Genomic DNA, 26,790 nt, shown 5'->3' on the forward strand with positions numbered 1-26,790 from the left:
AGTATGAATGCAACAGCGGTAGCAGCGGCGGTGACTGGCCGTCAACTGCATAAATTTGGTGGCAGTAGTCTTGCGGATGTGAAGTGTTACCTGCGGGTGGCCAATATTATGGCCAACTATAGCCATCCCGGCGATCTCATGGTGGTATCTGCGGCAGGTAGCACCACTAACCAATTGATTAGTTGGTTGAAACTCAGCCAGAGTGATCGTCTTTCTGCCCATCAGGTACAGCAGAATTTGCGTCGTTATCAACATGACCTGATTAGCGGTTTATTATCGCCAGAAATGGCTGAACCGTTGATTAGTGAGTTTATCCATGATTTGGAACGCCTGGCGGGCCTGTTAGATAACAAAGTCGACGATGCAATTTATGCTGAAGTGGTCGGCCATGGTGAGATTTGGTCTGCTCGCTTGATGTCTGCGGTATTGAACAAACTCGATATGGCAGCTACCTGGCTTGATGCTCGCAGCTTCTTACGTGCTGAACGTGCGGCGCAGCCACAAATCGACGAAGGCCGTTCTTATCCGTTGTTGCAACAATTGATGGCGCAGTATCCCCACCAACGTCTGGTGGTCACTGGGTTTATCTCGCGCAATAACACCGGCGAAACCGTGTTGTTGGGGCGTAACGGCAGTGACTACTCGGCCACTCAGGTCGGGGCGTTGGCGGGAGTCGAACGCGTTACTATTTGGAGTGACGTGGCGGGGGTATACAGTGCAGACCCGCGCAAAGTGAAAGATGCTTGTTTGCTGCCCTTATTGCGCTTGGATGAAGCCAGTGAACTGGCCCGCCTGGCGGCACCGGTGCTGCATACCCGCACATTACAGCCGGTTTCCGGCAGTGATATTGATTTGCAACTGCGTTGCAGCTATCAACCAGAACAAGGTTCAACCCGAATTGAGCGGGTGCTGGCTTCAGGCTCGGGTGCCAAAATTGTCACCAGCCATGATGATGTTTGCCTAATCGAATTACAGATTGCCAGTCACCATGATTTCTCGCTGGCGCAGAAAGAGATCGATTTACTGCTCAAACGCGCGCAAATCAAGCCATTGGCGACCGGTATTCACCCTGATCGTAACTTATTGCAACTTTGCTATACCTCAGAAGTGGTCGATAGCGCGCTAAGAGTGCTGGAAGATGCCACGTTACCGGGGAAATTATCTCTGCGTGAGGGGTTGGCCTTGGTAGCGTTGGTGGGGGCGGGGGTCAGTAAGAACCCACTGCACAGCCACCGTTTCTACCAACAGCTGAAAGATCAGCCGGTCGAGTTTATCTGGCAAGCTGAAGATGGCATCAGCATGGTCGCCGTGCTGCGTCTTGGGCCGACTGAGCACCTGATTCAGGGGCTGCATCAGTCATTATTCCGCGCCGAAAAACGCATTGGCTTGATGCTGTTCGGCAAAGGCAATATTGGCGCGCGTTGGTTGGAACTGTTCTCCCGCGAGCAAAAAAATATCTCGGCGCGCAGTGGTTTTGAGTTCGTGCTAGCCGGTGTCGTGGATAGCCGCCGCAGTCTGTTGAGTTATGACGGGCTGGATGCCAGCCGGACGTTAGCATTTTATGATGACGAAGCCCAAGAACAGGATGAAGAGTCACTGTTCTTGTGGATGCGCGCGCACCCATTTGATGATTTGGTGGTGCTGGATGTGACCGCCAGTGAATCACTGGCCGAGCAATATTTGGACTTCGCCAGCTACGGTTTCCACGTTATTAGCGCCAATAAATTAGCCGGCGCTTCCAGCAGCAATAACTACCGCCAAATCCGTGATGCTTTTTCCAAAACAGGCCGCCACTGGCTGTATAACGCCACGGTGGGAGCGGGTTTGCCAGTGAACCACACAGTCCGCGACCTGCGTGATAGTGGCGACAGTATTCTGGCGATCAGCGGTATTTTCTCCGGCACTCTGTCTTGGTTATTCCTGCAATTTGATGGCACGGTGCCCTTTACCGAGCTGGTGGATCAAGCTTGGCAGCAGGGCCTGACAGAACCTGATCCGCGCGTGGATCTCTCCGGCCAAGATGTGATGCGCAAGCTGGTGATTTTAGCCCGTGAAGCCGGTTACGACATTGAACCGAATCAGGTGCGGGTGGAATCGCTGGTACCTGCGGGTGCCGATGTTGGTTCCGTGGATCAATTCTTTGAAAATGGCGAGGCATTGAATCAGCAAATGATTCAGCGCTTAGAAGCCGCGAATGAAATGGGTCTGGTGTTACGTTACGTCGCGCGCTTTGATGCTAATGGTAAGGCGCGGGTGGGCGTTGAAGCGGTACGTGCTGACCATCCATTGGCTTCTTTGCTGCCGTGCGATAACGTTTTTGCCATTGAGAGCCGTTGGTATCGCGACAACCCATTGGTCATCCGCGGCCCTGGCGCTGGACGTGATGTGACTGCGGGTGCTATTCAGTCAGATTTAAACCGCTTAGCTCAACTGCTGTAACTCGCACTTATTCGCCTCCTCTGCCCGCCACAGGGGAGGCGCAACCGCCATATTCCCTCCTGGACCCAAAGCACATGAATTTTCCGCACATTGCGTGTGAATATTAATCATCGCTCTAAACTTATTTAAAAGTTGACTCTTTAGCCAACTTCGGTCATTTTCTATTTAGACGTCTAAACGTATAGACGCTTATAAAAATGACAGATAACAAACATAAGTCATCAAAATGATGACAACAGGCAATGGAGTAACAGGGTATGAGTTTTTTCCACGCAAACCAGCGGGAAGCGCTGAATCAAAGTTTGGCAGAGCTGCAAGGCCAGATTAATGTTTCTTTTGAATTTTTCCCGCCGCGTACCAGCGAGATGGAAGACACCCTGTGGAGCTCTATTGACCGTCTGAGCACGCTGAAGCCGAAGTTTGTCTCAGTGACTTATGGTGCTAACTCCGGTGAGCGCGACCGTACCCACAGCATCATCAAGGGGATTAAAGAGCGCACTGGCCTTGAAGCCGCGCCGCATCTGACCTGCATTGATGCTTCTCCGACTCAATTACGTGAGATTGCCACCGATTATTGGAATAGTGGTATTCGCCATATTGTTGCCCTGCGCGGTGATTTACCGCCGAACAGTGGCAAGCCAGAAATGTATGCTTCTGATTTGGTGGGCTTATTGAAAGATGTGGGTGATTTTGATATCTCGGTTGCCGCCTATCCGGAAGTACACCCAGAAGCCAAAAGTGCACAGGCTGACCTGATTAACCTGAAACGCAAGATTGATGCCGGTGCTAACCGTGCCATTACGCAGTTCTTTTTTGATGTAGAAAGTTACCTGCGTTTTCGCGACCGCTGTGTTGCGACCGGTATTGACGTTGAGATCGTGCCGGGTATCTTGCCGGTGTCTAATTTTAAACAGCTCCAGCGCTTTGCCACCATGACCAATGTACGGGTGCCTAATTGGATGACCCGTATATTTGAAGGGCTGGATAATGACCCTGAGACACGCAAAATGGTCGGGGCATCGGTGGCGATGGATATGGTGAAGATTCTCAGCCGCGAAGGGGTGAAGGATTTCCATTTCTACACCCTGAATCGCGCAGAATTGAGTTATGCGATCTGCCATACCCTTGGGGTGAGGCCATAGTTTTTTAAAAAGTGGCGGTGGCCCCTTTTAATCCCCATTGGCTTTGATTAGTCATTCAGTTTGATCGGATCTGATTTCGGTTGATATTCGCAGAGTGAATAGTTCGGTTGTTAAAGCACCTAGTTAGCTTAGCCACCGACGAACCAACCGCCAAAGGGTGCGGGTGCGCACCCTTGTGGAATCCAGCGCTTCGCACGTATCGCCTGCTCACTGCGTGGGTTCCCTTACTCATCGTTTCGGCTGACGGAACGGGCCGATTCACTCCTGTTCAAGCGGCCCTCGCTCGGCGTCCATACCTCGCGTCCTACCTCCACTCTTCACTCGGCGGCTCAAATGTGCTTTTTAAGATCAAAACCTAAAAACAGGGTTTTGAATGGGCTTTTGACCTTGAGCGCAATCAGGAATATTGCCGACAAGGATGGAGGGTAGAGTGAGCGGCCATGGACGACCGCGAAAAGCGCGCTTGAGCAGGAGCAAATTGCGCTGGCTCGTCAGCCCGAAAGACGTAGGAGGTTTACCCACAGGGCAATATTTCGCGCAAGCCGCAGGTGCAGGAGGGCCAGCTAGCCCTCCTGCTCGGTTGAGGCTACTGGGATTAAGTGGTCACTGAAATTCTAACAACCGAAATAATGATCCGTGCTCTACCAGCCGAAACAAAAGATAATCGGGGGAATTTCTTCCCCCAAAATCAAACGCTAACCGGTATTACGCATCCCTGCCGCCACACCTGCAATAGTCACCATCAATGCTTGCTCAACGCGGGCATCTGGGTGTTCTTGCTGACGCGAGCGGTGCAGTAACTCGGCTTGCAACACGTTTAATGGGTCGGTATAGACATTACGCAGCGCGATAGACTCGGCAATCCACGGTAAATCCGCCATCAAATGGTCATCGTTGGCAATGGCCAGCACCACTTTAATATCGGCCTCCAATTGGTCGCGTAGTTGCTGGCCCAATGGCCACAATGATTTATCCACCAGACGTTGGTCATAATATTCAGCCAGCCACAAATCGGCTTTGGCGAACACCATTTCCAGCATACCAATGCGGGTTGAGAAGAATGGCCAGTCACGGCACATAGTGGCTAACTCTTCCCGTTTACCGGCGTCGATAGCTTTTTGTAAACCAGCCCCCGCGCCCAGCCAGGCGGGCAACATCAGGCGGTTTTGCGTCCAGGCGAAAATCCACGGAATAGCACGCAGGCTTTCTACTCCGCCATTCGGGCGGCGCTTGGCTGGGCGCGAACCTAATGGCAATTTGCCTAATTCCAGTTCTGGCGTCGCAGCACGGAAGTAAGGAACAAACTCAGGATTTTCACGCACATAGCCGCGATACATCTCACAAGAGGCATCAGACAGAATATCCATCACTTCATTCCATTCTTTCTTCGGCTCTGGCGGCGGCAACAAATTGGCTTCCAGCACTGCACTGGCGTACAGAGCCAAACTGCTGATAGTGACTTCCGGTAAGCCAAACTTAAAGCGAATCATCTCGCCTTGTTCAGTGACACGTAAGCCGCCTTTCAGGCTGCCCGGAGGCTGAGAAAGCAAAGCCGCATGCGCCGGTGCGCCACCACGGCCGATAGAACCGCCACGGCCATGGAACAGTGTCAGAGAGATTCCGGCTTTCTCGCAGGTTTTGATGAGAGCATCCTGCGCGCGATATTGCGCCCAAGAAGCAGCCATCACACCGGCATCTTTCGCCGAGTCAGAATAGCCAATCATCACCATTTGTTTGCCTTGGATCAGGCCGCGATACCAGTCGATATTCAATAGCTGGGTCATTACATCGTCAGCATTGTTAAGATCATCGAGAGTTTCAAACAATGGCGCGACAGGCAGAGTGAACGGACAACCGGCTTCTTTCAGCAATAAATGCACCGCCAGCACGTCCGATGGAACTTTAGCCATAGAAATCACGTAAGCGGCGATTGAACCTTGTGGAGCTTCGGCAATGACCCGGCAGGTTTCCAGCACTTCTTGGGTATCGGCACTCGGTTCCCATTTCAGTGGAACCAATGGGCGCTTGGAGTTCAACTCCCGGATCAAGAAGGCTTGTTTGTCCGCCTCAGACCAGCTTTCATAATCGCCCAGACCTAAATAGCGGGTCAGTTCAGCAATAGCGTCGGTATGGCGGGTACTTTCCTGACGCACATCAATACGCACCAGCGGCACACCAAAACAGCGCACGCGGCGCAGGGTATCCAGTAATTGGCCGTTGGCGATGATTTCCATGCCACAAGCTTTTAGTGATTGATAACAGGCGTATAGCGGGTCCCACAGTTGGTCATTACTGACCAAGAGATCCGTTGGCGGCAAGACACGTTCGCCTTTCAGGCGGTCTTCCAGATAGGCTTGGGTGTTGGTCAACTGAGTGCGTACGCGCTTCATCAGCTCACGATAAGGTTCGAGCACCTCTTCGCCACCGGCCAATTCGCGCAGTTCTGGCGTACATTCCGACATTGAAAGTTCTGATACCAAAACCTGAATATCCCGCAGGAACAAATCGGTGGCTTTCCAGCGGCTCAGTAGCAGCACATGGCGGGTAATTTCGGCCGTGACATTCGGGTTACCGTCGCGGTCGCCGCCCATCCATGAAGTGAAGCGGATTGGCACGGCTTCTACCGGCAAGCGGTAATCGAGAGAGTTTTGCAGCTGCTCGTTAAACTCACGCAGGAAAGCGGGTACCCCTTCCCATAAGCTGTTTTCGACCACAGCAAAGCCCCATTTGGCTTCATCAACCGGGGATGGGCGAATTTTACGAATTTCGTCGGTATGCCATGATTGTGCAACCAACTGCCGCAAACGACGCATGATCTTGTTGCGTTCGTAATCGGCTAAATCATTATGATCCAACTGGCTCAGGCAGGTATTCACTTCGACCAGTTTATGAATCAGGGTTCGGCGGGTAATTTCGGTTGGGTGAGCCGTCAACACCAGCTCAATGGACAACTCATCAACCGCGCTGCGCATGTCTTGCTCACTCAGCTTTTTGTCTTTCAAGCGGGTGAATAGCTGGGCCAGGGCTTCCGGGTTACTTGCGGCTTCACCATGTGGCGAAATGCTGTGATATTGCTCCGCCGTATTCGTCAAATTGAGGAATTGGCTAAAAGCACGGGCTACCGGCAGCAGCTCGTCGTTGGACAGATTTTGCAGTGTCGTCAGCAATTCCTGACGGCTTGCTTCATTACCAGCACGCGAAGATTTAGATAATTTACGGATGGTTTCTACCCGATCAAGAATGTGCTCGCCAAGCGCTTCCTTGATGGTATCCCCGAGTAGTTTGCCGAGCATACTGACGTTACTTCGCATTGCGGAATATTGTTCGTTCATATGATCTCTTTTAGTACCCTTCGCAACTTGCTGGATATGTAAATTAGTTTCACCCAAAAGGCAGAGATGGACAAATCCACTCGCCACGTTCAATTCCATACCCCAATTGACACTATTTTTAGCAAAAAAACATCATTTTTAGGGATATTGCTGAAATTTAATTACTAGGGCCACGTTATCAGTTTAGCTAATCAGCAATATTGATCCGCCTACCCCATAAGGGTTATTTCTGTTGGCAGAAATGGTTAACTAACTGACCAATCAGCTCGCGGGTTGGCTCAATAAAGGCCATATCAATAAATTCATCCGGCTGATGGGCCTGATTGATAGAACCTGGCCCCAACACCAATGTCGGGCAAATTTGCTGAATAAATGGCGCTTCGGTGCAGTAGTTCACCACCGCCGTGCGCTCACCCAGCAATTTCTCGATAACCCCGACCATATGATGGTCGGTCGGACACTCATAGCCCGGAATCGGCGGATGCAGTTCATCAATACTCAAGCGGCCCGGCCAGCGCGCACTGACGGGGGCCAGTGCTTCAGTCATCAACTCATCCAGATCACTTAATGTCAGCCCTGGCAGCGGGCGGATATCCATATGTAATTCACAGCAAGCACAGATACGGTTTGCAGCATCACCCCCATTAATATGACCGAAATTCATAGTCGGGTAGGGGATAGCAAATGCTGGGTTGTTATAGCGCTCTTGCAGCGTGGTGCGCAGCTTCATAAGCTCAGTAATGGATTCATGCATCAAATCAATAGCATTCACACCGCGGGCCGGATCACTGGAATGACCGGACTGACCGGTAATGCGGATAGCATTGGAAATATGCCCTTTGTGCGCCCGCACGGGTTGCAGCGAGGTTGGCTCACCAATAATGGCAAAGTCAGGGCGCAGCTGGGTGGAGGCAGCAAAATAGCGCGCGCCCGCCATGGTGGTCTCTTCATCGGCCGTCGCCAAAATATACAGTGGCTTGCTTAATGTGCTGGCATCGATATCGCGCACTGCATCGAGAATAAAGGCAAAGAAGCCTTTCATGTCGGCAGTACCCAAACCATACAATTTATTGTCATGCTCGGTTAGCGTGAACGGATCGCGCGTCCATCGCCCTTCATCATAAGGTACGGTGTCGGTATGACCCGCCAGCAGTAGCCCGCCGCGACCTTCTCCGCTGTTTTTCTCGCCAACCGCGTTTTCGCCAATAGAAGCAAGCAGGTTAAATTTGTGGCGTGTGCCCGGTACCGGCTGGATTTCGACGCGAAAACCCAAATCTGCAAACCATCCGGCCAACAAGTTGATTAACGCCTCATTGCTTTGATCGAGGGCGCTATCGGTTGCGCTGATCGATGGCGTCGCGATTAACGCCCGATACAGCTCAATAAATGGAGGTAATTTCATCTTCACTGTTGACAGCCTTTGGTTAGGATAGTATCAATATTCATGCATTAATTATGAATAAAAATACAGTAAGCTTGAGCGTAAGGGAACCTAAAAACACCCTTAAATTGACGAAAAAGTCAATACTCAATCACGTGGGGGAACAGTAAGACCTTGCTGATAACCCAAATGCCGGTTTTGACTACTTATGTCTTTATACCAATTAAATTTATACCCAATGTAATTGGAGTTGCAGGTAGGCAGCAAGCGAAAGACAAATTGGTTGTAAACCATTTTGAACAGCGCTTGCGCTGGCTCGTAGGGTGAGCCTCTGATAAGGCTCATAATCCCGATGAGCTGACACTGGTCAGTGATTCGGGTGAATAAGCGTAGCTAACAACCCCGCAGCTTCAAGTACGAAGGGCAAGGTGAACTGAACCCATGTTGAATACGCTAATTGTAGGTGCCAGTGGCTACGCCGGAGCAGAACTTACGGCTTACCTGAATCGTCACCCACATATGAACATAACCGCTTTAGCGGTTTCAGCGCAAAGTGCAGATGCAGGAAAATTACTTTCTGATCTGCATCCGCAACTAAAAGGCATTATTGATCTTCCGCTACAACCCTTGCTGGATGTGGCTCAGGCAGCAAAAGGGGTGGATGTTGTCTTCCTCGCTACTGCTCATGAAGTCAGCCATGATTTAGCGCCACAATTCCTGGCGGCGGGGTGTGTGGTATTCGATCTCTCTGGCGCATTCCGGGTTCAGGATGCGGCGTTTTATAGCCAATATTACGGTTTTGAGCATCAACATGCCGATTGGCTGGCCAAAGCGGTCTATGGGCTAGCTGAATGGCAGGCTGAAAAAATTAAGCAGGCTCAATTGATTGCGGTGCCGGGTTGTTATCCCACCGCATCCCAACTGGCGCTTAAACCGTTGGTCGATGGCGATTTACTCCATGATGCACAGTGGCCAGTGATTAACGCGGTCAGCGGTGTCAGTGGCGCGGGACGTAAAGCCAGCATGGGCAACAGTTTCTGTGAAGTGAGTTTGCAGCCGTATGGTTTGTTTAATCATCGCCATCAGCCAGAAATTGTTGCTCACCTTGGCACGCCGGTCATTTTTACCCCGCATTTGGGGAATTTCGCCCGCGGTATTTTGGCAACAATTACCTGCCGCCTGAAAGCGGGTGTAACGGCACAAGATATCGCCGAGGCATACCATAATGCTTACCAGGATAAACCACTGGTTCGGCTGTATAAACAAGGTGTTCCGGCACTGAAGGCGGTAGTCGGCTTACCTTTCTGTGATATCGGTTTCTCTGTGCAGGGCGAGCATTTAATTATTGTCGCGACAGAAGATAACCTGCTGAAAGGGGCCGCGGCGCAGGCCGTGCAATGTATGAATATACGTTTTGGCTTTGCGGAAACCCAATCCCTGTTGTAGGTCACTGGGGGGTGTAACAGCGTCGAAACTGACATTTTATCCAATTATATTGAGGCGAAACATGATGAACCCGTTGGTCATTAAATTAGGTGGCGTGTTGCTGGACAGCGAAGAAGCGCTGGAGCGCCTGTTTACTGCATTGGTGACCTACCGCGAGAAGCATGAGCGCCCGTTGGTGATTATGCACGGTGGTGGTTGTCTGGTTGATGATTTGATGAAAAAACTCGCGTTGCCGGTAGTAAAGAAAAACGGCCTGCGGGTGACTCCAGCCGATCAGATTGACATTATTACCGGTGCATTAGCCGGTACCGCCAACAAAACGTTGCTGGCCTGGGCGGTGAAGCATGACATCAATGCTGTTGGCTTATGCTTGGGTGATGGTCATACCGTGTCGGTCATACCGCTGGAGGCGGAACTGGGCCATGTGGGTAAAGCCGCAGCGGGCTCACCGGCTTTAGTACAAACCTTACTGGCCGCAAATTACATGCCAATCATCAGCTCTATTGGTATTACCGTCGATGGCAAATTGATGAATGTCAATGCCGATCAAGCGGCAACAGCCTTGGCCGCGACACTGGGAGCCGATTTGATTTTGCTGTCGGATGTCAGCGGGATTCTAGATGGTAAAGGCCAGCGTATTGCTGAAATGACCGCACAAAAAGCCGAGCAATTGATTGCTCAGGGCATCATTACTGATGGTATGGTGGTCAAAGTGAATGCGGCGCTGGATGCCGCTCGTTCATTGGGCCGCCCGGTGGATATCGCCAGTTGGCGTCATGCAGACCAGTTACCGGCACTGTTTAACGGTGTGCCGATTGGCACGCGTATTCTGGCCTAAATACCCTTCTTATTTGAAGTTGCAGCGGTGTTAGCGGCTCTTACTCACCCGAATCACTGACTTGAGTCAGCTCAACGGGATTCGTGTGTTTGCTGCCTTGCTGCCACTCCAACTACTTTGGGTATATTATGAGTTTTTATTCTGAAACTAGGGAAGAAAGATTATGGCATTGTGGGGCGGGCGGTTCAGTCAGGCGGCAGATCAGCGTTTTAAGCAATTTAATGATTCTCTGCGGTTTGATTACCGGCTGGCAGAGCAGGATATTATCGGTTCTGTTGCCTGGTCGAAAGCACTGGTCACGGTTGGCGTTTTAACACCAATCGAACAGCAACAACTTGAGCAGGCACTTTCTGTTTTATTAGAGGAAGTACAGGCCGATCCACAGGCTATTTTAGCCAGTGATGCGGAAGATATACACAGCTGGGTTGAAACCAAACTGATAGATAAGGTCGGCGATTTAGGCAAGAAATTGCACACCGGGCGCAGCCGTAACGACCAAGTGGCGACTGACCTGAAATTGTGGTGCAAATTCCAGATAACCGAATTAAAAACCGCGGTGCAGCAGTTGCAGCAAGCGCTGGTTATCACTGCCGAAGCTAATCAAGATGCGGTAATGCCGGGCTATACTCATTTGCAACGTGCTCAACCTGTCACTTTCGCCCACTGGTGCTTGGCTTATGCTGAAATGCTGGCTCGTGATGAAAGCCGGCTGCAAGATACCCTGAAACGCCTTGATGTCAGCCCGTTAGGCAGTGGCGCATTGGCGGGTACTGCTTATGCTATTGATCGCGAACAATTGGCGGGTTGGCTAGGTTTTGCTTCGGCGACTCGCAACAGTCTGGACAGTGTTTCTGACCGTGACCATGTGTTGGAATTACTGTCTGATGCCAGTATTGGTATGGTGCATTTGTCGCGTTTTGCGGAAGATTTGATTTTCTTCAATAGTGGTGAAGCCGCGTTTGTTGATTTATCTGATCGCGTAACTTCAGGTTCTTCCCTGATGCCGCAAAAGAAAAACCCCGATGCACTGGAATTAATCCGTGGGAAATGTGGCCGGGTACAAGGCGCATTGACCGGCATGATGATGACGCTGAAAGGCTTGCCTCTGGCTTATAACAAAGACATGCAAGAAGACAAAGAAGGGCTATTTGATGCGCTCGATACCTGGCTTGACTGCTTGCATATGGCGGCGCTGGTGTTGGATGGCATTCAGGTAAAACGCCCGCGCTGTAAAGAAGCGGCTGAGCAAGGTTATGCCAATGCGACTGAACTGGCGGATTATCTGGTCGCCAAAGGTGTACCTTTCCGTGAGGCGCACCATATTGTTGGTGAGGCCGTGGTTGAGGCCATTCGTCAGGGGAAAGCATTAGAGGCTCTATCGCTGAGTGATTTGCAAAAATTCAGTGCGGTCATTGGTGATGATGTCTATCCGATTTTGTCCTTGCAATCTTGTTTAGATAAGCGGGTTGCTAAAGGCGGTGTTTCACCACAGCAAGTGGCTTCTGCCATTGCAGAGGCTAAAGCACGGCTGTTTTAGTTCGCTGAGTATTAATATTAGAAATGGGCCTCTTTTAGAGTGGCCCATTTTGCATTATAGGCACTTAAATATATTTCTTCTTATTACAGCAACGATTATTGCGCTATTCCTTATTCTGCCAATAACCTTAATTTTTAACTTGATACTGCATTATTTTTAATGCGCCGTTGAGTTCGTACTCACAAATGGTTATGATAATCATTATCAAATCGTGGCGTTGCGATAAAACCTCTACTAGTATTAAAAATATGAAAGGAATTTAATATGGATAAATAAGCGGAAGTATTAATTCGCCATATTACCTTGTTCACTAAAAAATAATGCTCCTGTTTTTATTTAACGATTTATTTAACGATTTGTTTTATTAATTCCATTAATTTATTTGTTTTATATCAAGCCATAACATATCAATTCCTCGATGATTTGTAATATTCGGGGCGGATTGCTATTACGGTATATTATTTTTTATATAATTAAAATGACTCCCAATAATTAATGGATATATTGGTTTGTATTAATAAGGATGAAATCTCATAAATGGAAAGTATAGTTAGAGATAAAAAGTCGACAATAAATGCAATGACTAAAATTGCATTCGGCATATTGCTGGCGCTGGCGGCGCAAGGCTATTCAGAGCATGCCAAAGCTGATGATGCCGTGCCATCAGCGAAAGAAAACGACATGGTATTGGATAAACTCAAAGTAGAGGGAACCAGTAATGCTCAGGAGGGGGACTGGGTTTATGATGAGCTCCATTCGGTCAGTGAAATATCTCGCGAACAAATGGATAACCGGCCTGCCCGCCATGCAGCAGATATATTAGAACAAACGCCGGGAGTCTATTCCAGTGTGAGTCAGCAAGACCCGGCGTTATCAGTGAATATCCGTGGCATGCAGGATTATGGCCGGGTCAATATGAATATTGACGGTATGCGGCAGAATTTCATGAAAAGTGGCCACGGTCAACGCAATGGTGTGATGTATATCGACCCAGAAATATTGAGCAACGTGGTGATTGAAAAGGGCGCTACTAGTGGTGTTGGCGGGGCCGGAGTCATTGGCGGGGTTGCCACCTTTAATACTATTAATGCCAGTGATTTCCTCGAACCAGGCAAAGAGATTGGCGGAAAAATCCGCGCTATGCACGGTGATAATGGCACTAATCTTATTGGCAGTGCCGCGTTGGCAATGGGTAATGAATATGGCGATCTATTAATCGCTGCCAGCGAGCGCAATTTAAGCGATTATTGGCCGGGCAATAAAGGGACTCTGGGCGATATTCGTTTTGGCACAGCCACAGAAAAATTAAGTTATGATATTAAAAATAATAAAGTGCCATTCACTAATTATAAAATGCACTCACAACTGGCCAAGTTGGGTTGGAATTTATCCGCCGACCAACGGTTAACATTCAGTTATCTGCAAACCCAAATACATAGCCCTAATGCCGGCTTTATGACCATGGTAAAAGAAGGGCCAGGAATAGGAAAGCATGGCTGGGTAAGCAGCAGTGTGAGTAACGTGGCGAATCGCAATATTGGGCTGGATTATAGCCTCAAGCCCGAGCATATCGCCTGGCTAGATCTAACGGCGAAAATCTATTACGTTGATACTGATGATAAAACTAATACTCATAATGCCAATGTTGTTTTCCGCGATAAATTCTGGACTCAAACCCGCTTAAGCACCCGGGGTTTACAACTGCAAAACACCAGTTTTTTTACCCTTGCTGACCACCATCAATTCCGCCTCAACTATGGCCTTGAGTGGTTTAGTGACCGCTCGACCGGTAACTCAACCCATGAGTCTATGCTGGGTATCACCCCACCGGGCAAGCGCGCCATTACCAGCACTTTTGCTCAGTTGAATTATGATTATGATAATTGGCTGCGATTGGAGGGGGGATTGCGTCACGACCAATTTAGGTTACAGGGCAATACCTGGATGCTGAGCAAAGATTTCCGAGCAACTTATACCCATGAGAACCGCTGTTACAAAAAGGTACATGAGCAACATGTTACCAACGAATTGAAGCGGTGTGTAATTACACCGATGAAAATGGCCTGGGAGGTCGATCGCCGTGAACAGCAACTGTCACCCACGGCAGCCATTGGTATCAAACCTGGCGTGCAATGGCTGGAGTTTTTTGGCAACTACGGTAAGTCCTGGCGGCCACCGGCGATTACCGAAGTGCTGGCCACCGGCAGCGCCCATGGTCACGGCTGGATTTTGCCCAATCCGCTGCTGGCAGCAGAGCATTCCAAAGCTTGGGAAGCCGGTATTAATATCCAGCACAGTAATCTGTTTATTGCAGAAGATCGTCTGGTGGCCAAACTGGCCTACTTTGATACCCGTGTGACTAATTATGTCAATCTTGAGCTATCCAAAGAAAAGCCCTTGCATGGAGGGGGTAGCTTTACTAATGCCACCTATATTAATAATTTACTTGCAACCCAATTTCGTGGTCTGGAATATCAATTAAGTTATGATATGGGTTTATTTTATACCAACCTTAATTATACCAGAATGATTGGTGTTAATTCTGTTTGTTCAAAAAGGGCTTGGTTAGGGGGGGGTAAAAATCTTGCCGGTAATAATAAATATGGGCATTATAGTGTTATTAATAATAAAATAAACAATATTATTGACTGCCGGGCAGCAAGAAACTTATTTGGATCTTCCGCTTATTTACCTGGTGATCGCGGTAGTTTAACTTTAGGCGGCAGAATTTTTGATAAAAAGCTGGATCTCGGTACCGTTATTCGTTATAACAAAGGACACCAAGATAGTTCAGTCATTAATAACTATGGGTATGCAAATACCGCTTATGTTGCAGATTGGCCGAAATATACCATATTTGATCTTTATGCCAGTTATAAGCTAACTAATAATTTAATTTTGCGCAGCTCAATAGAAAATATAACCAATCGTGCTTATCTTGTTAGTTATGGTGATTCAATTTCTTTTTCCCCGAATCGGGGCCGAACTATTCAGGGTGGTTTTGAATATAAATTTTAGTTTTTAATACAAAACTAAAATACAGAGAATAGATATAGATATTGAATGTAAAGTCTTCAGGTGAAGTGTTATTTTTATCTGTCGGTCGAAGTGACTCAATGATGAGTCATATATTTGTTGTTTAATATAAGGGATTTATTATGACAGTAAGTATTCAATATAATAGCGAATTTAAAGATTATACCCTTTCTTCATATCTTCAGCAGTGGGCCACTAAGCATGGCGATATCAAAGACACTGGGGCTGAAGGATACTCCAAGGATTTTGGTCAATTCGCTGGTGGTGGATTTTTTGATGGGACCCAATATTCAGTGAGTAGCTCGCACGGTACGGGTACCGCGATAATTGTTGAAGGCGAGTTGAAGTACTCCTTTATGCCTCAGCATACTTTCTACGGCAAAATGGAAGGCTTGGAGTTAGGTGAATCATTGGCTGATAATCAAAATGGTATTGGTAAGCAGCTTAATGATGTGCAACTGAAATTGTGCAATATAGATATTACCGGTGACTATGATGTTAACAAAACCATGGCAGAAAACCACCAGGGCGAGATGCATAAAGCCACTTATGGTTTGATGCGTGGCAATGCCGAACCCCTGTTGGAAATCCTTCAGGCCAAAGGTATTGATATCAATACTCCAATTAAGGATATGGCGATTGCTAGCCAGTTAGATATCAGTAGTGAAGTTATGGCAGATGCGCCAATGATTGATACTGTCGGAGCATATGATGGTGGCGATATATTGATGGCTGCATAATAGTAATAAATACCATCATAATATGATTTTTAGATAAATAAAATAAACCACCGCGAGCTACTCTGGTTGGTTTGGCGTATATTGCTGGCGGTGGTTACTGTAGCTTTATTTTTATTTTTATTCTGTAGATATATATGACTCAATGATGAGTTATATCTTCTTAATAGTCAAATGAAAGGATACTATCATGGCTGTGGAAATAAGGTATCAACCAGAAATTAAAAATGAAACGATTTCTTCTTATCTACATCAATGGGCAACTAAATTTGATGATATGGTTCTGATTAAACCTGAAATAGAATATAGTATTATCTCCTCCATTAAACCCTCCCCTCCAGTCGTAGGTCAAAAAATTGCTGCGGCCAGCTCCCATCTTTACAATCAGAAGAAAGCGGCAATAGTGACGGAGTTTGTCGCAACGATTAATACAGAAATAGAGGATAATACAGAAATAGAAAGTTTACTCGATCAACACTTAATTCCAGATATTAGCGGGAGTGTAGAGTTGGGTGAAATCTTGCTCCCTATATCTGACCTCAAGAGTATAAAGTTCGAACAACTGCAACTTCAAAAAGTGCAATTGGAGTTCAGCGGGTTAGATATTGCAGATGATATAACTAATTCTATTTATACTTTATCTTATGTACTGAATGAGGATAACAACTATCAGGGGGGGACAAATCTGGGAATATATAACTTACTCAGAGGTAATGCAGAACCCATATTGATGAAGCTGGAAGCACAAGGTATTGATGTGAATACTCCACTTAAATATATCGCTATTGCCAGCCAGTTTGATGCTGCCAGCGATGTTGTGACTGATACATTCGTGATTGAAACGGTAGGGGTGCCACAAGAGTTATTAGCCGCATAATTAAATTTATATTTTAGCTATAAAGTTAATTTTTTTTGGCAAGTTTAGTATTTTTTGCAGCAATATGATGTCATAGCACCCTATATTACTTATGAGTTAAAAGGATATCATTATGACAATTACTATCACGTATGATAAAAAAATCAGTCATGAGTCTATTTCTTCATATACACGTAAATGGGCTACTAATTTTGGAGATATGATGTTAGCACCGTCTGATAATTCAGATGAGAATTATATTTTTCAGTTAGGATCATACAGCCCAGCCGATTCAGGTAGTCTCTATGCATATGGAAGAATCAATCCTCAGCAGAATAAAGTAGCAATAACCACTGGGTATGTAGCAGCCACTTCAATGGTCGGCGATGATCTATTTAATCAGCAAATCACTGCGAGTATCAATGGAAGCTTATATTTTGGTGATGAAATATCACCACTTTCTGATATTGAATTAAGTAAAGGTCAGGTTGACCATGAAATATACTATCAACTTAAGAATGAGGAATTGAAATTTGACGGGCTAGATATTGCGGATGATATAGAAAGTTCGTTTTATATGTTGCTCCATTCCTATATTCATTATGACTGCCTAAATGGTAAAGATCTCGGAGTATACCGTTTATTAAGAGGCGATGCTGAACCGATACTGAAGAAGCTAAAAGCGCAAGGTATTGATATAGATACCCCACTTAAAGATATGGCTATTGCCAGTCAGCTTGAGGCCGCGAGTGACGTTATCAATGATGCACCAGTAATTGATACTGTCGGGGCGGTCGATAATACTGAAGTATTATTGGTAGCTTAATAAAGTTTGTTAAAATTATTTTTTTGGTGAAGTAATAATATCACCGCCATACCTTGGATGATGTTAGTTATATTTGTATCAGCAAGGATTGAAATTATTAAAATTGAGAAATAAAACAACGCTGACTCAGACAGTAATTCTACTTTTAGTATGGGAATGGACGCCATGGAATCATATAAAACCCCCGATACTTTTTCGGAGTCTCTGACTATTCTTTCTGTTTTAGCCCACCATAAGAAGAGTCTCTGGGGAATAGGGCTATTTACTGCAGTAATTAATCTTTTGATGTTGGCTCCCGCTATTTATATGCTGCAGGTTTATGATCGCGTCCTGGCGTCAGCGAATACCATGACATTGCTGATGCTCACTATTTTGGTGCTGGGAATATTTGTATTTATTGGCTTACTTGAATGGGTTCGCAGCGCGATAGTTATTCGGCTTGGGACTCGGATTGATATGCAACTTAATCAACGGGTCTTTAACGCCGCGTTTGCATCTCAACTTATGGGCCATAAAACACCTGCAGCACAAGCCTTGAATGACCTGACATCTTTACGTCAATTTGCGACGGGCAATGCCCTATTTGCTTTTTTTGATGCTCCCTGGTTCCCGCTTTACTTGTTGGTTATTTTTGTACTCCATCCCTGGTTAGGAGTATTAGCCGCATCCGGTGCTTGTGTGTTGATTTTTCTAGCATGGCTCAACCAGTGGGTGTGTAAAAAGCCATTAAAAGAAGCTTCCACAGTAACCTCACAAGCAACGCAACAAGCTAATGCGAATTTACGCAATGCGGATGCTATTGAAGCAATGGGAATGTTGGATGTATTACGCCGACGTTGGTTAGTCCAGCATTCACATTTTCTTTATCAGCAAAATATTGCCAGTGACAAAAGCAGTCAGGTGACTGCGGTCTCTAAATCCAGTCGCCATGCTTTGCAATCAATGATGCTAGGGCTAGGTGCATTACTGGTCATTGACGGCTCAATTACAGCGGGCGTCATGATTGCCGGTTCAATTTTAATCGGCCGGGTATTAGGGCCTATTGATCAGTTAATTGCAGTCTGGAAACAATGGAGCCAGGCGCGGCTGTCTTATCAGCGTCTGGCCCATTTATTAGCGGAGCATCCACCTGTACCTGCAGGTATGGTTTTGTCTGCGCCAATAGGAAAACTCAGTGTAATACAGCTCACTGTCTGTAAGCCGGGCACACATATCCCCATTTTATATTCCATCAACTTTGAATTGCATCCCGGTAACATTTTGGGTGTTTTGGGGCCATCTGGCAGTGGGAAATCTACCTTGGCGAAACTGTTGGTTGCATGTAAACCGGCTTTCAGCGGTTCGGTACGATTAGATAGCGCGAATCTTTCTCAATGGGATAAAGCCCACTTGGGACAATTTATTGGTTACCTGCCGCAGGATATTCAGTTATTTCGTGGTTCGATTGCTGAAAATATTGCGCGCTTTGGCACGATTGACACAGTAAAAGTCATCGCGGCGGCCCAGATGGCGGGGGTTCACGATTTAATCTTACATCTGCCCTGCGGCTATGACTCTCAGCTAGGGGAGGGCGGTGAGGCATTATCCGGTGGCCAGCGGCAGCGCATTGCTTTAGCACGGGCCATGTATGGTGTGCCACGGCTTATTGTGTTGGATGAACCGAATGCCAATTTGGATAAAGAAGGTGAAAAAGCCTTATTAGAAAGCATTATCCGGCTCAAACAGCAGGGGTGCACCATTGTGATGATCACCCATAAGCCAGAGCTCTTATCTGATAGCGACTACCTATTGCTACTCAATAAAGGGCGGGTGGAATTATTCGATCGTACCGAAGCCGTTCTACAACAGATTAAAGGGCAGGATAAGCCGACGGTTAAGGGTGAGCTCAAAACACCAGCGAGTAAAAAGTCTTGGAATAGCGGTATCTCATATGGTGCGGTCCCAGCCCGCACGGCATCACAAAAATCATGATGTTAAATATATCCACGGAAGGAGAAGTCATCGATGTTACCTGAATCTGGTCGTAGTTTGGCTAAGAATATGAATCAAAACCCACCGCCGCTTCAGGTTAATAGCGGGAGATATCTTAGCCTTGGCGGGTTATTGGTTATAGGTGGTTTCATCGGTTCTTTGCTTTGGGCGGGGTTGGCTCCCTTAGATAAAGGTATTGCTGTTATGGGGCATATTGTTGTCGCGGAAAATCGTAAGTTGGTTCAACCGTTGCAAGGAGGGCGTATTCAGCAATTGCATATTGCCGAGGGCGATGACGTCACGGAAGGTCAATTACTTATCACGCTAGATGATACCGCGATGCGTAGCCATCGGGATAACTTACAGCATCAGTATTTGAGCGCCCTCGCTCAGGAATCCCGCCTCACTGCCGAACAACATGAATTGCCGACAATTACTTTCCCCCCGATATTGCTCCAGCACCCAGTACAGTCATTAGTTGAACGTAATATTGTTTTGCAGCAACAGCTTTTTCATCATCGACGCCAAGCTCAACTGAGTGAAATTGCTCGGTTATCTGCACAAATTACTCGTCACGAGAGCCAGTTGGATGGATTACAAACGCTGCGAGGTCATAACCAGCAACAATTTAACTTGTTCCAGCAGCAATTGCAGGGGGTTCAGTTATTGGCGAAAAATGGTCATGTTTCTCAAAGCCAACTGTTAGAGATGGAGCGGCAGGCGATCTCACTGCGTGCCAATATAGAGAAAAATACCAGTGAGATTTTGGAGCTTCACAAGCAAATTGGTGAAACAGAGCAGCATATCTTACAGCGGCGTGAACAGTATAAAAGTGAGAATCGCGAGCAACTGGCCAAAGCGCAGCAAAGTACTCAAGAGCTAGAGCTGCGTTTGGGGGTTGCGGAATATGAGTTAGATAACACGCGTATTTACGCGCCGGTCAATGGCACCGTTATCGCGCTTGCTCAACATACTGTTGGCGGCGTGGTCAGTACTGGGCAAACATTAATGGAACTGGTTCCCAGTGGGCAGCCATTATTAGCGGAGGCTCAGCTCCCCGTATCATTAATTGATAAGGTGGTGATTGGGCTACCCGTAGATCTGAACTTTTCTGCTTTTAATCAAAGTAATACCCCCCGTTTACAAGGTTCTGTACTGCATGTTGGTGCGGATCGGATACAGCATCCTCTGACTTTAGAGCCTTATTATCCTTTAACCGTCGCTATTGATATTACGCAAACTGAGCTGGAAATCCGGCCTGGCATGTCAGTTGACATTTTTATCCGAACAGGGGAACGGTCATTACTTAATTATCTGTTTAAACCACTTACTGATCGCCTGCATGTCGCCTTTGCTGAAGAGTAATCTTTGGAAGGTAACAGATTAAAAAATAAAGGAATATAGTGATTTAATTTATGAAAAAACGACAGGACAGCGGCAATATGATGCTTTGGTGGGGAAGTATCTTATTTACGAGTGGTATCCATGTTTCTCTGATATGGCTATTGAGTAACACATTTATGCTCCCGCCTTCGACAGAGGTCTCTCCTGTGGCAATGATGCTCGCCTTGTCGACAGAACCGGAATTTACTCAAAACTTGGAGCAAGACCCGGTGGTGGGGATAACTCAAAACATCAACGAGCCGATAGTCGAGCAGTTGGAAAACCAACCAGAAGATATCAGCGATATGCTGACCGCTCCCGAGCACTCTAATGCTTCATTGATTGTCGAAAGAAAAGTAGAAACCGCCAAAAAAGAGCCGACCAAAGTAAAGCGACTACAACAAAAAGTCATGACACCGCGCCAACCTATCAGCGAACCAATATCTGAAAGCCCCAGTAAACCTTCTGCGCCCGCAGCGGCAACCAGTACACCATTGTCTGGCGAAAGTCACCAAGTCGCGGCGGCCGCGAACAGTGATTCGGCACATAATCAAAAGAGTAAAATGAATTGGAAAAGCCGCTTACAAGGTCATTTGGCGGGGTTTAAACGCTATCCACTTAGCGCCAAAAAACAACGGCAACAAGGAACTGCGAGCATCCGTTTTGTGGTTAATACCGAGGGATATGTGCTATCCGCTAAACTGATTAAGAGCAGTGGGATTGCGGCTTTAGATCAAGAATCCTTGGCCATGATTAAACGCGCCCAACCATTGCCCCAGCCCCCTGCCGGGTTGTTATCTAATGGGCAGGTAACATTGACTATGCCGATTGGTTTTGAACTCAAAAACAAAAGATGGTGAGTGCCGGAGGGTTACTTGAAACCATTTGGAGAAATAAAGGATAAAAAACCGGGCATCGAGCCCGGTTGAATCAATCAGAACAGAATATTATTCACCTGGGCAGCGCAAGCAACGCTCCGCCTCGTCAGTGCCCAGTTTTAACTTGGACTGCAAATCACGCAATGCCGTACGCAAACCTTCCTCAATGACGGGATGGTAGAACGGCATATCCAGCATTTGATTGATGGTCATTTGCTGTTGATGTGCCCAAGCCAGCAGGTGTGCAATATGCTCGGCACCCGGCCCCATCATCTCGGCACCCAGGAAGCGACCGGTTCCCTGTTCGCCATAAACTCGCAAAATACCTTTGTTTTTCAGCATGACACGCGAACGGCCTTGGTTCTCAAAAGAGACTTCGCCGATTTCAAAACAACCGCAGGCACTGAATTTTTGCGACAACTCGCGGAAAGTAGAACCCACCATCGCGATTTGTGGATCAGAGAACACCACTGAAATTGCACTGCGGCGTAAACCCGGAACCACTTCAGGGAATCCGCCAGCATTCACCCCCGCAATACGGGCCTGATCACTGGCTTCATGCAGTAATGGCAATTGGTTACTGGCATCCCCGGCGATAAAGATATGTGGCACGCTAGTCTGCATTGTCAGCCGATCTGCTGGCGGAACACCGCGCTCATCAAGCTCCAGTGAGGTATTTTCCAACCCCAGTTTGTCGACATTCGGGCGGCGGCCAGTAGCGGCTAAAACATAATCCACCATGATTTCTTGGGGTGAGCTGGTCTCATCCAGATAGCGGATAAAGACTTTATCCCCTTCGCGCTGCATCACTTCAACTTTGACATCTGGATTGAGATAGAACTCTTCGCCCAGTGTTTTTGCCGCATAATTGCGCACAATGCTATCTGTCAGGGGGCCGACACCGCCACCCACGCCGAACATTTTGACTTGGACACCGAGCCGATGCAGTGCCTGCCCCAGTTCCAGCCCGATAACCCCAGGGCCGAAAACCGCCACTGATTCGGGTAAGTCATCCCAGTTGAAAACGTCATCGTTGACGATAAGCCGATCACCCAGCTCATTCCAGGCGGCAGGCCAAGTTGGGCGAGAGCCGGTGGCAATCACAATACGCTGCGCAATAATCCGTGTGTGATCATCAACTTGTAGGGTGTTGTCATCGATAAAACGGGCATAACCCTGAATTTTGTCATCCGCCGGAATATTATCGACACCTTCCAGCACAAAACCGACAAAACGGTCGCGTTCGCGCTTCACGCGATCCATCACTTCGCGGCCATTAATCAAGATATTACCTTGTGGGTGGATACCAAAACCGGGCGCTTTTTCAATCTGATGCACAGCTTCAGCCGCGGCAATCAGCAGTTTGGATGGCATGCAACCAACGCGGGCACAGGTGGTGCCGTATTCGCCACCTTCAATCATCACCACATTGGGGGTCGACAGTTTGGCAGCGCGGTAAGCGCCAAGCCCGGCAGTACCGCCGCCAATAACGGCGACATCAACGTTTAAGGTTTTCATGTCTGCTCCATCACAGGAAAAAAGGGTAGGCCGAAGCCTACCAAGCATACCCTTCGTATTTGAAGTCGCAGGGTTGTTAGCTACGTTTCCGCACCCGAATCACTTACTTGAGTAAGCTCATCGGGGTTTGTTCACTTGCTGCCTACCTGCAACTCCAATGACTTTGGGTATTAACTATATCTTCATTCTATTAATATTATTAAGCAGATAAGTAATTTTCTAAATCATCACTGCCACCAATGTGGCGACCACCGATAAACACCTGTGGCACAGTCCCGCGGCCGGTCACAGCCCGCAGACTGACAGTCGTTGCGTCTTTGCCCAGCACGATTTCTTCATACTGAATACCATGGTCTTGCAGCATTTGTTTGGCTTTGGCGCAGAATGGGCAGCCCGGTTTGGTAAAGATAGAAACAGATTCTTGTACTTTAAAATCAGGTGCCAGATATTTCAACATGGTGTCAGCATCAGAGACTTCAAACGGGTCGCCCGGCTTGTTTGGCTCTACAAACATTTTCTCAACCACGCCGTTGCGCACCAGCATGGAGTAACGCCATGAACGCGGCCCGAAGCCCAGATCTGCTTTCTCGACCAGCATATCCATGCCTTTGGTGAATTCACCGTTACCGTCTGGAATGAAAGTAATATTTTCAGCATGCTGATCGGCTTTCCAGGCATTCATCACGAAAGTATCATTGACTGACACACACAGAATGTTATCAACACCGTGCTGTTTAAATACACTGGCTAGTTCGTTATAACGCGGCAGATGGCTGGAGGAACAGGTTGGGGTAAATGCGCCCGGCAGTGAAAACACGATGACGGTTTTATTGTTAAACAATTCATCGGTGGTGACATCAACCCATTGGTCGCCCTGGCGGGTATGGAAAGTCACTTGTGGGATTTTTTTACCTTCTTGACTAGTGAACATCTGTAACTCCTTAATTAAAAGATAAAATATTTAAATTTTTCTGGGTATCTCTTCGTTGGAACACATTATTCATTTTATCACTTGATAGTTCTAATCACTGGTTGCTATCTTATCTATCGTCAATGGCTATCATAAAGCGGAGCACCGATGAATATTCGTGATTTAGAATACCTGGTGGCGCTGGCTGAATTCAGGCATTTCCGGCGCGCCGCCGACTCTTGTCATGTCAGCCAGCCCACATTAAGTGGACAGATTCGTAAATTGGAAGATGAGCTGGGCGTGATGTTGTTAGAGCGCACTAGCCGTAAGGTACTGTTTACGCAGGCTGGATTACTGCTGGTGGAGCAAGCCAGAACAGTATTGCGGGAAGTGAAAGTGCTCAAAGAAATGGCCAGTTTGCAGGGTGAGAGTATGTCTGGCCCGCTGCATATTGGGCTGATTCCTACTGTTGGGCCATATCTATTACCGCAAATCATTCCTATGTTGCATCAAACATTCCCGAAACTGGAAATGTATCTGCATGAAGCGCAAACCCAAAATCTTCTGGCCCAGTTGGATAGCGGCAAACTCGATTGCGCTATTCTGGCATTGGTCAAAGAGACCGAGGCTTTTATTGAAGTTCCACTGTTTGATGAGCCGATGCAACTGGCGATTTATGCTGATCATCCTTGGGCTGATCGTGACAAGGTACAGATGCATGAACTGGCAGGTGAGAAATTACTGATGCTGGAAGATGGTCACTGTTTGCGTGATCAAGCAATGGGTTTTTGCTTCCAGGCGGGTGCTGAAGAAGATACGCATTTCCGCGCCACCAGTTTGGAAACGCTACGCAACATGGTTGCAGCGGGCAGCGGAATTACATTATTGCCATCACTGGCAGTCCCGAATGAAAGAAAGCGCGACGGTGTTTGTTATCTGGAATGCTACAAACCCGTACCCAAGCGCACCATTGCGTTGGTGTACCGCCCCGGTTCCCCATTGCGTGGCCGCTATGAGCAACTTGCCGAGGCGATACGTGAACACATGCAACCGCGCATGAATCCAGCGGCTATTAACCAAAAGCTAGAACAGGCGGTTTAATCCATTGAGCGCCGCCACGCGGTAAGCTTCCGCCATGGTCGGGTAGTTGAAGGTAGTATTAACGAAATATTCGATAGTATTACCTTCTCCTTTTTGTTCCATGATGGCCTGCCCGATGTGGATAATTTCTGCCGCACGCTCACCAAAGCAATGAATACCAAGGATCTGTTTGGTCTCGCGATGGAACAGAATTTTCAAACTGCCGGTATCCATGCCCACGATTTGCGCCCGTGCGAGGTGTTTAAATTGCGCCCGGCCAACCTCGTAGGGCACTTTCATTGCAGTCAAGTCCTGCTCAGTTTTACCCACCGAGCTGATTTCCGGAATGGTATAAATACCGGTGGGAATATCCTCGATCAGGTGAGTATTCGCTTCGCCTTTTATCATCGCCTGCGCCGCGATTCGCCCTTGGTCATAAGCCGCCGAGGCCAGACTTGGGTAGCCAATAACATCGCCCACCGCGTACACATGGGGCAGTGCCGTTTGGTACATGCTGTTGACTTTCAACAAGCCCCGGCTATCGGCTTCCAGCCCAATATTTTCCAGCCCTAAACCACTGGTATTACCGGTGCGCCCATTGGCATACAGCAAGCAGTCCGCTTTGACTTTTTTGCCAGATTTAAGATGGACAATAACCCCATCAACCGTCCCCTCAATCTGCTCAAACTCTTCGTTATGGCGGATAACCACGCCGTTATTCCAGAAGTGGTAAGAGAGGGCATCTGACATTTCCTGATCGAGGAAAGCCAAAAGGCGGTCGCGGGTATTGATTAAGTCAACCTTGACACTCAAACCACGGAAAATTGACGCATATTCACAGCCAATAACCCCCGCGCCATAGATAATGACGTGTTGTGGTTCATGACTGAGTTGTAAAATGGTGTCACTGTCGTAAATACGTTCGTGGGTAAAATCTACGTTTGCTGGGCGATAAGGGCGTGAGCCCGTCGCTATCACGATGTTTTCGGCTCGCAGTGTATCGTTGGTGCCGTCGGCATAACACACATTGATAGTATTGGCGTCTATGAAGCTGGCATCACCGGAGAACATTTGGCAGTGATTGCGATCATAAAAACCTTGGCGCATACGGGTTTGCTGGTTAATAACGCGGTCCGCATGGTTTAAGATATCGGCAAAAGAAGAACTGATGGTTCTGGAATTGTCGCTGTAGAGTGGATTTTGGTTGAACTCGATAATACGGCTAACGGCATGGCGCAAAGCTTTGGAAGGGATGGTGCCCCAATGGGTGCAGCCCCCGCCCACATTATTATACCGTTCAATCACGGCAACGCGGGCACCTTGCTTGACCAGCCCCATAGCGGCACCTTCACCGCCAGGACCCGAGCCAATAACAATGGCATCAAAATGGAAGTGCTGTTGCATGTAGGAGAGACCTATTTTTATACAAAATTACAACGCCACATTAACATCATCCCAAGTATAACCCAATCAACAATGG

The 26,790-nt window shown here is 47.6% G+C and carries 18 protein-coding genes; 13 read left to right on the plus strand and 5 right to left on the minus strand.

Features of this window, described 5'->3' with window-relative positions:
* The first annotated feature begins 3 nt into the window (after positions 1-3).
* Positions 4-2,439 carry a bifunctional aspartate kinase/homoserine dehydrogenase II gene (locus DX162_RS07490; protein WP_004392251.1) on the plus strand — a complete coding sequence of 812 codons (2,436 nt, stop codon included), beginning with the start codon at positions 4-6 and terminating at the stop codon, positions 2,437-2,439.
* A gap of 257 nt (positions 2,440-2,696) precedes the next feature.
* Complete coding sequence (gene metF, locus DX162_RS07495; RefSeq protein WP_004392252.1) at positions 2,697-3,581, plus strand: methylenetetrahydrofolate reductase; 885 nt, start codon at positions 2,697-2,699, stop codon at positions 3,579-3,581.
* A gap of 695 nt (positions 3,582-4,276) precedes the next feature.
* Here metF and ppc read toward each other — a convergent pair.
* Together ppc and argE are read right to left on the minus strand one after the other, a co-directional pair.
* Positions 4,277-6,913: a phosphoenolpyruvate carboxylase gene (gene ppc / locus DX162_RS07500; protein ID WP_032820708.1), complete on the minus strand. Its 2,637-nt coding sequence runs from the start codon at positions 6,911-6,913 to the stop codon at positions 4,277-4,279.
* Positions 6,914-7,136: 223 nt separating this feature from the next.
* Positions 7,137-8,315 carry an acetylornithine deacetylase gene (argE, locus tag DX162_RS07505; RefSeq protein WP_004392254.1) on the minus strand — a complete coding sequence of 393 codons (1,179 nt, stop codon included), beginning with the start codon at positions 8,313-8,315 and terminating at the stop codon, positions 7,137-7,139.
* 420 nt (positions 8,316-8,735) lie between these two features.
* Between argE and argC the strand changes: the two genes are divergently transcribed.
* The 10 genes from argC to DX162_RS07555 all read left to right on the plus strand — a co-directional run bounded on the left by argC (position 8,736) and on the right by DX162_RS07555 (position 21,784).
* On the plus strand, positions 8,736-9,740 hold the full coding sequence (gene argC / locus DX162_RS07510) for an N-acetyl-gamma-glutamyl-phosphate reductase (protein ID WP_004392255.1): 1,005 nt from the start codon (positions 8,736-8,738) through the stop codon (positions 9,738-9,740).
* Between the two features lie 64 nt (positions 9,741-9,804).
* A complete protein-coding gene (argB, locus tag DX162_RS07515; protein ID WP_032820710.1) occupies positions 9,805-10,578 on the plus strand; it encodes an acetylglutamate kinase in 774 nt (257 codons plus the stop codon).
* A 163-nt stretch (positions 10,579-10,741) separates the two neighbouring features.
* Entirely contained in the window at positions 10,742-12,115 is a 1,374-nt protein-coding gene (argH, locus tag DX162_RS07520; protein ID WP_004392258.1) for an argininosuccinate lyase, read from the plus strand.
* Positions 12,116-12,652: 537 nt separating this feature from the next.
* Positions 12,653-15,133, plus strand: a complete 2,481-nt coding sequence (locus tag DX162_RS07525; protein WP_004392259.1) for a TonB-dependent hemoglobin/transferrin/lactoferrin family receptor — start codon at positions 12,653-12,655, stop codon at positions 15,131-15,133.
* A gap of 140 nt (positions 15,134-15,273) precedes the next feature.
* The gene (locus DX162_RS07530) at positions 15,274-15,891 is read left to right on the plus strand and encodes a heme acquisition protein HasA (protein WP_004392260.1); all 618 of its coding nucleotides are present in this window, start codon (positions 15,274-15,276) and stop codon (positions 15,889-15,891) included.
* A gap of 187 nt (positions 15,892-16,078) precedes the next feature.
* Positions 16,079-16,765 carry a heme acquisition protein HasA gene (locus DX162_RS07535; RefSeq protein ID WP_004392262.1) on the plus strand — a complete coding sequence of 229 codons (687 nt, stop codon included), beginning with the start codon at positions 16,079-16,081 and terminating at the stop codon, positions 16,763-16,765.
* Between the two features lie 112 nt (positions 16,766-16,877).
* Positions 16,878-17,570, plus strand: coding sequence for a heme acquisition protein HasA (locus tag DX162_RS07540; RefSeq protein ID WP_032820711.1), 693 nt, complete (start codon positions 16,878-16,880; stop codon positions 17,568-17,570).
* A gap of 165 nt (positions 17,571-17,735) precedes the next feature.
* Entirely contained in the window at positions 17,736-19,541 is a 1,806-nt protein-coding gene (locus DX162_RS07545) for a type I secretion system permease/ATPase (protein WP_032820713.1), read from the plus strand.
* Between the two features lie 33 nt (positions 19,542-19,574).
* Positions 19,575-20,906: an HlyD family type I secretion periplasmic adaptor subunit gene (locus DX162_RS07550; RefSeq protein ID WP_172460428.1), complete on the plus strand. Its 1,332-nt coding sequence runs from the start codon at positions 19,575-19,577 to the stop codon at positions 20,904-20,906.
* Between the two features lie 50 nt (positions 20,907-20,956).
* Positions 20,957-21,784: an energy transducer TonB family protein gene (locus DX162_RS07555; RefSeq protein WP_080548359.1), complete on the plus strand. Its 828-nt coding sequence runs from the start codon at positions 20,957-20,959 to the stop codon at positions 21,782-21,784.
* 87 nt (positions 21,785-21,871) lie between these two features.
* On the opposite strand, the gene DX162_RS07560 is transcribed toward DX162_RS07555, so the two are convergent.
* Positions 21,872-23,320: a dihydrolipoyl dehydrogenase gene (locus DX162_RS07560; RefSeq protein ID WP_004392270.1), complete on the minus strand. Its 1,449-nt coding sequence runs from the start codon at positions 23,318-23,320 to the stop codon at positions 21,872-21,874.
* Between the two features lie 199 nt (positions 23,321-23,519).
* A complete protein-coding gene (locus DX162_RS07565; protein WP_004392271.1) occupies positions 23,520-24,251 on the minus strand; it encodes a glutathione peroxidase in 732 nt (243 codons plus the stop codon).
* 147 nt (positions 24,252-24,398) lie between these two features.
* On the opposite strand from DX162_RS07565, the gene oxyR reads away from it, so the two are divergent.
* Complete coding sequence (gene oxyR, locus DX162_RS07570) at positions 24,399-25,331, plus strand: DNA-binding transcriptional regulator OxyR (protein WP_032820715.1); 933 nt, start codon at positions 24,399-24,401, stop codon at positions 25,329-25,331.
* Here the strand turns inward: oxyR and sthA are convergent.
* The gene (gene sthA, locus DX162_RS07575) at positions 25,314-26,714 is read right to left on the minus strand and encodes a Si-specific NAD(P)(+) transhydrogenase (RefSeq protein WP_004392272.1); all 1,401 of its coding nucleotides are present in this window, start codon (positions 26,712-26,714) and stop codon (positions 25,314-25,316) included. The two genes, oxyR and sthA, sit on opposite strands and share 18 nt — an antisense overlap.
* Between the last annotated feature and the right edge of the window lie 76 nt (positions 26,715-26,790).

Origin of the sequence: Yersinia kristensenii (assembly GCF_900460525.1) — a bacterium.
Lineage (GTDB): Bacteria > Pseudomonadota > Gammaproteobacteria > Enterobacterales > Enterobacteriaceae > Yersinia > Yersinia kristensenii.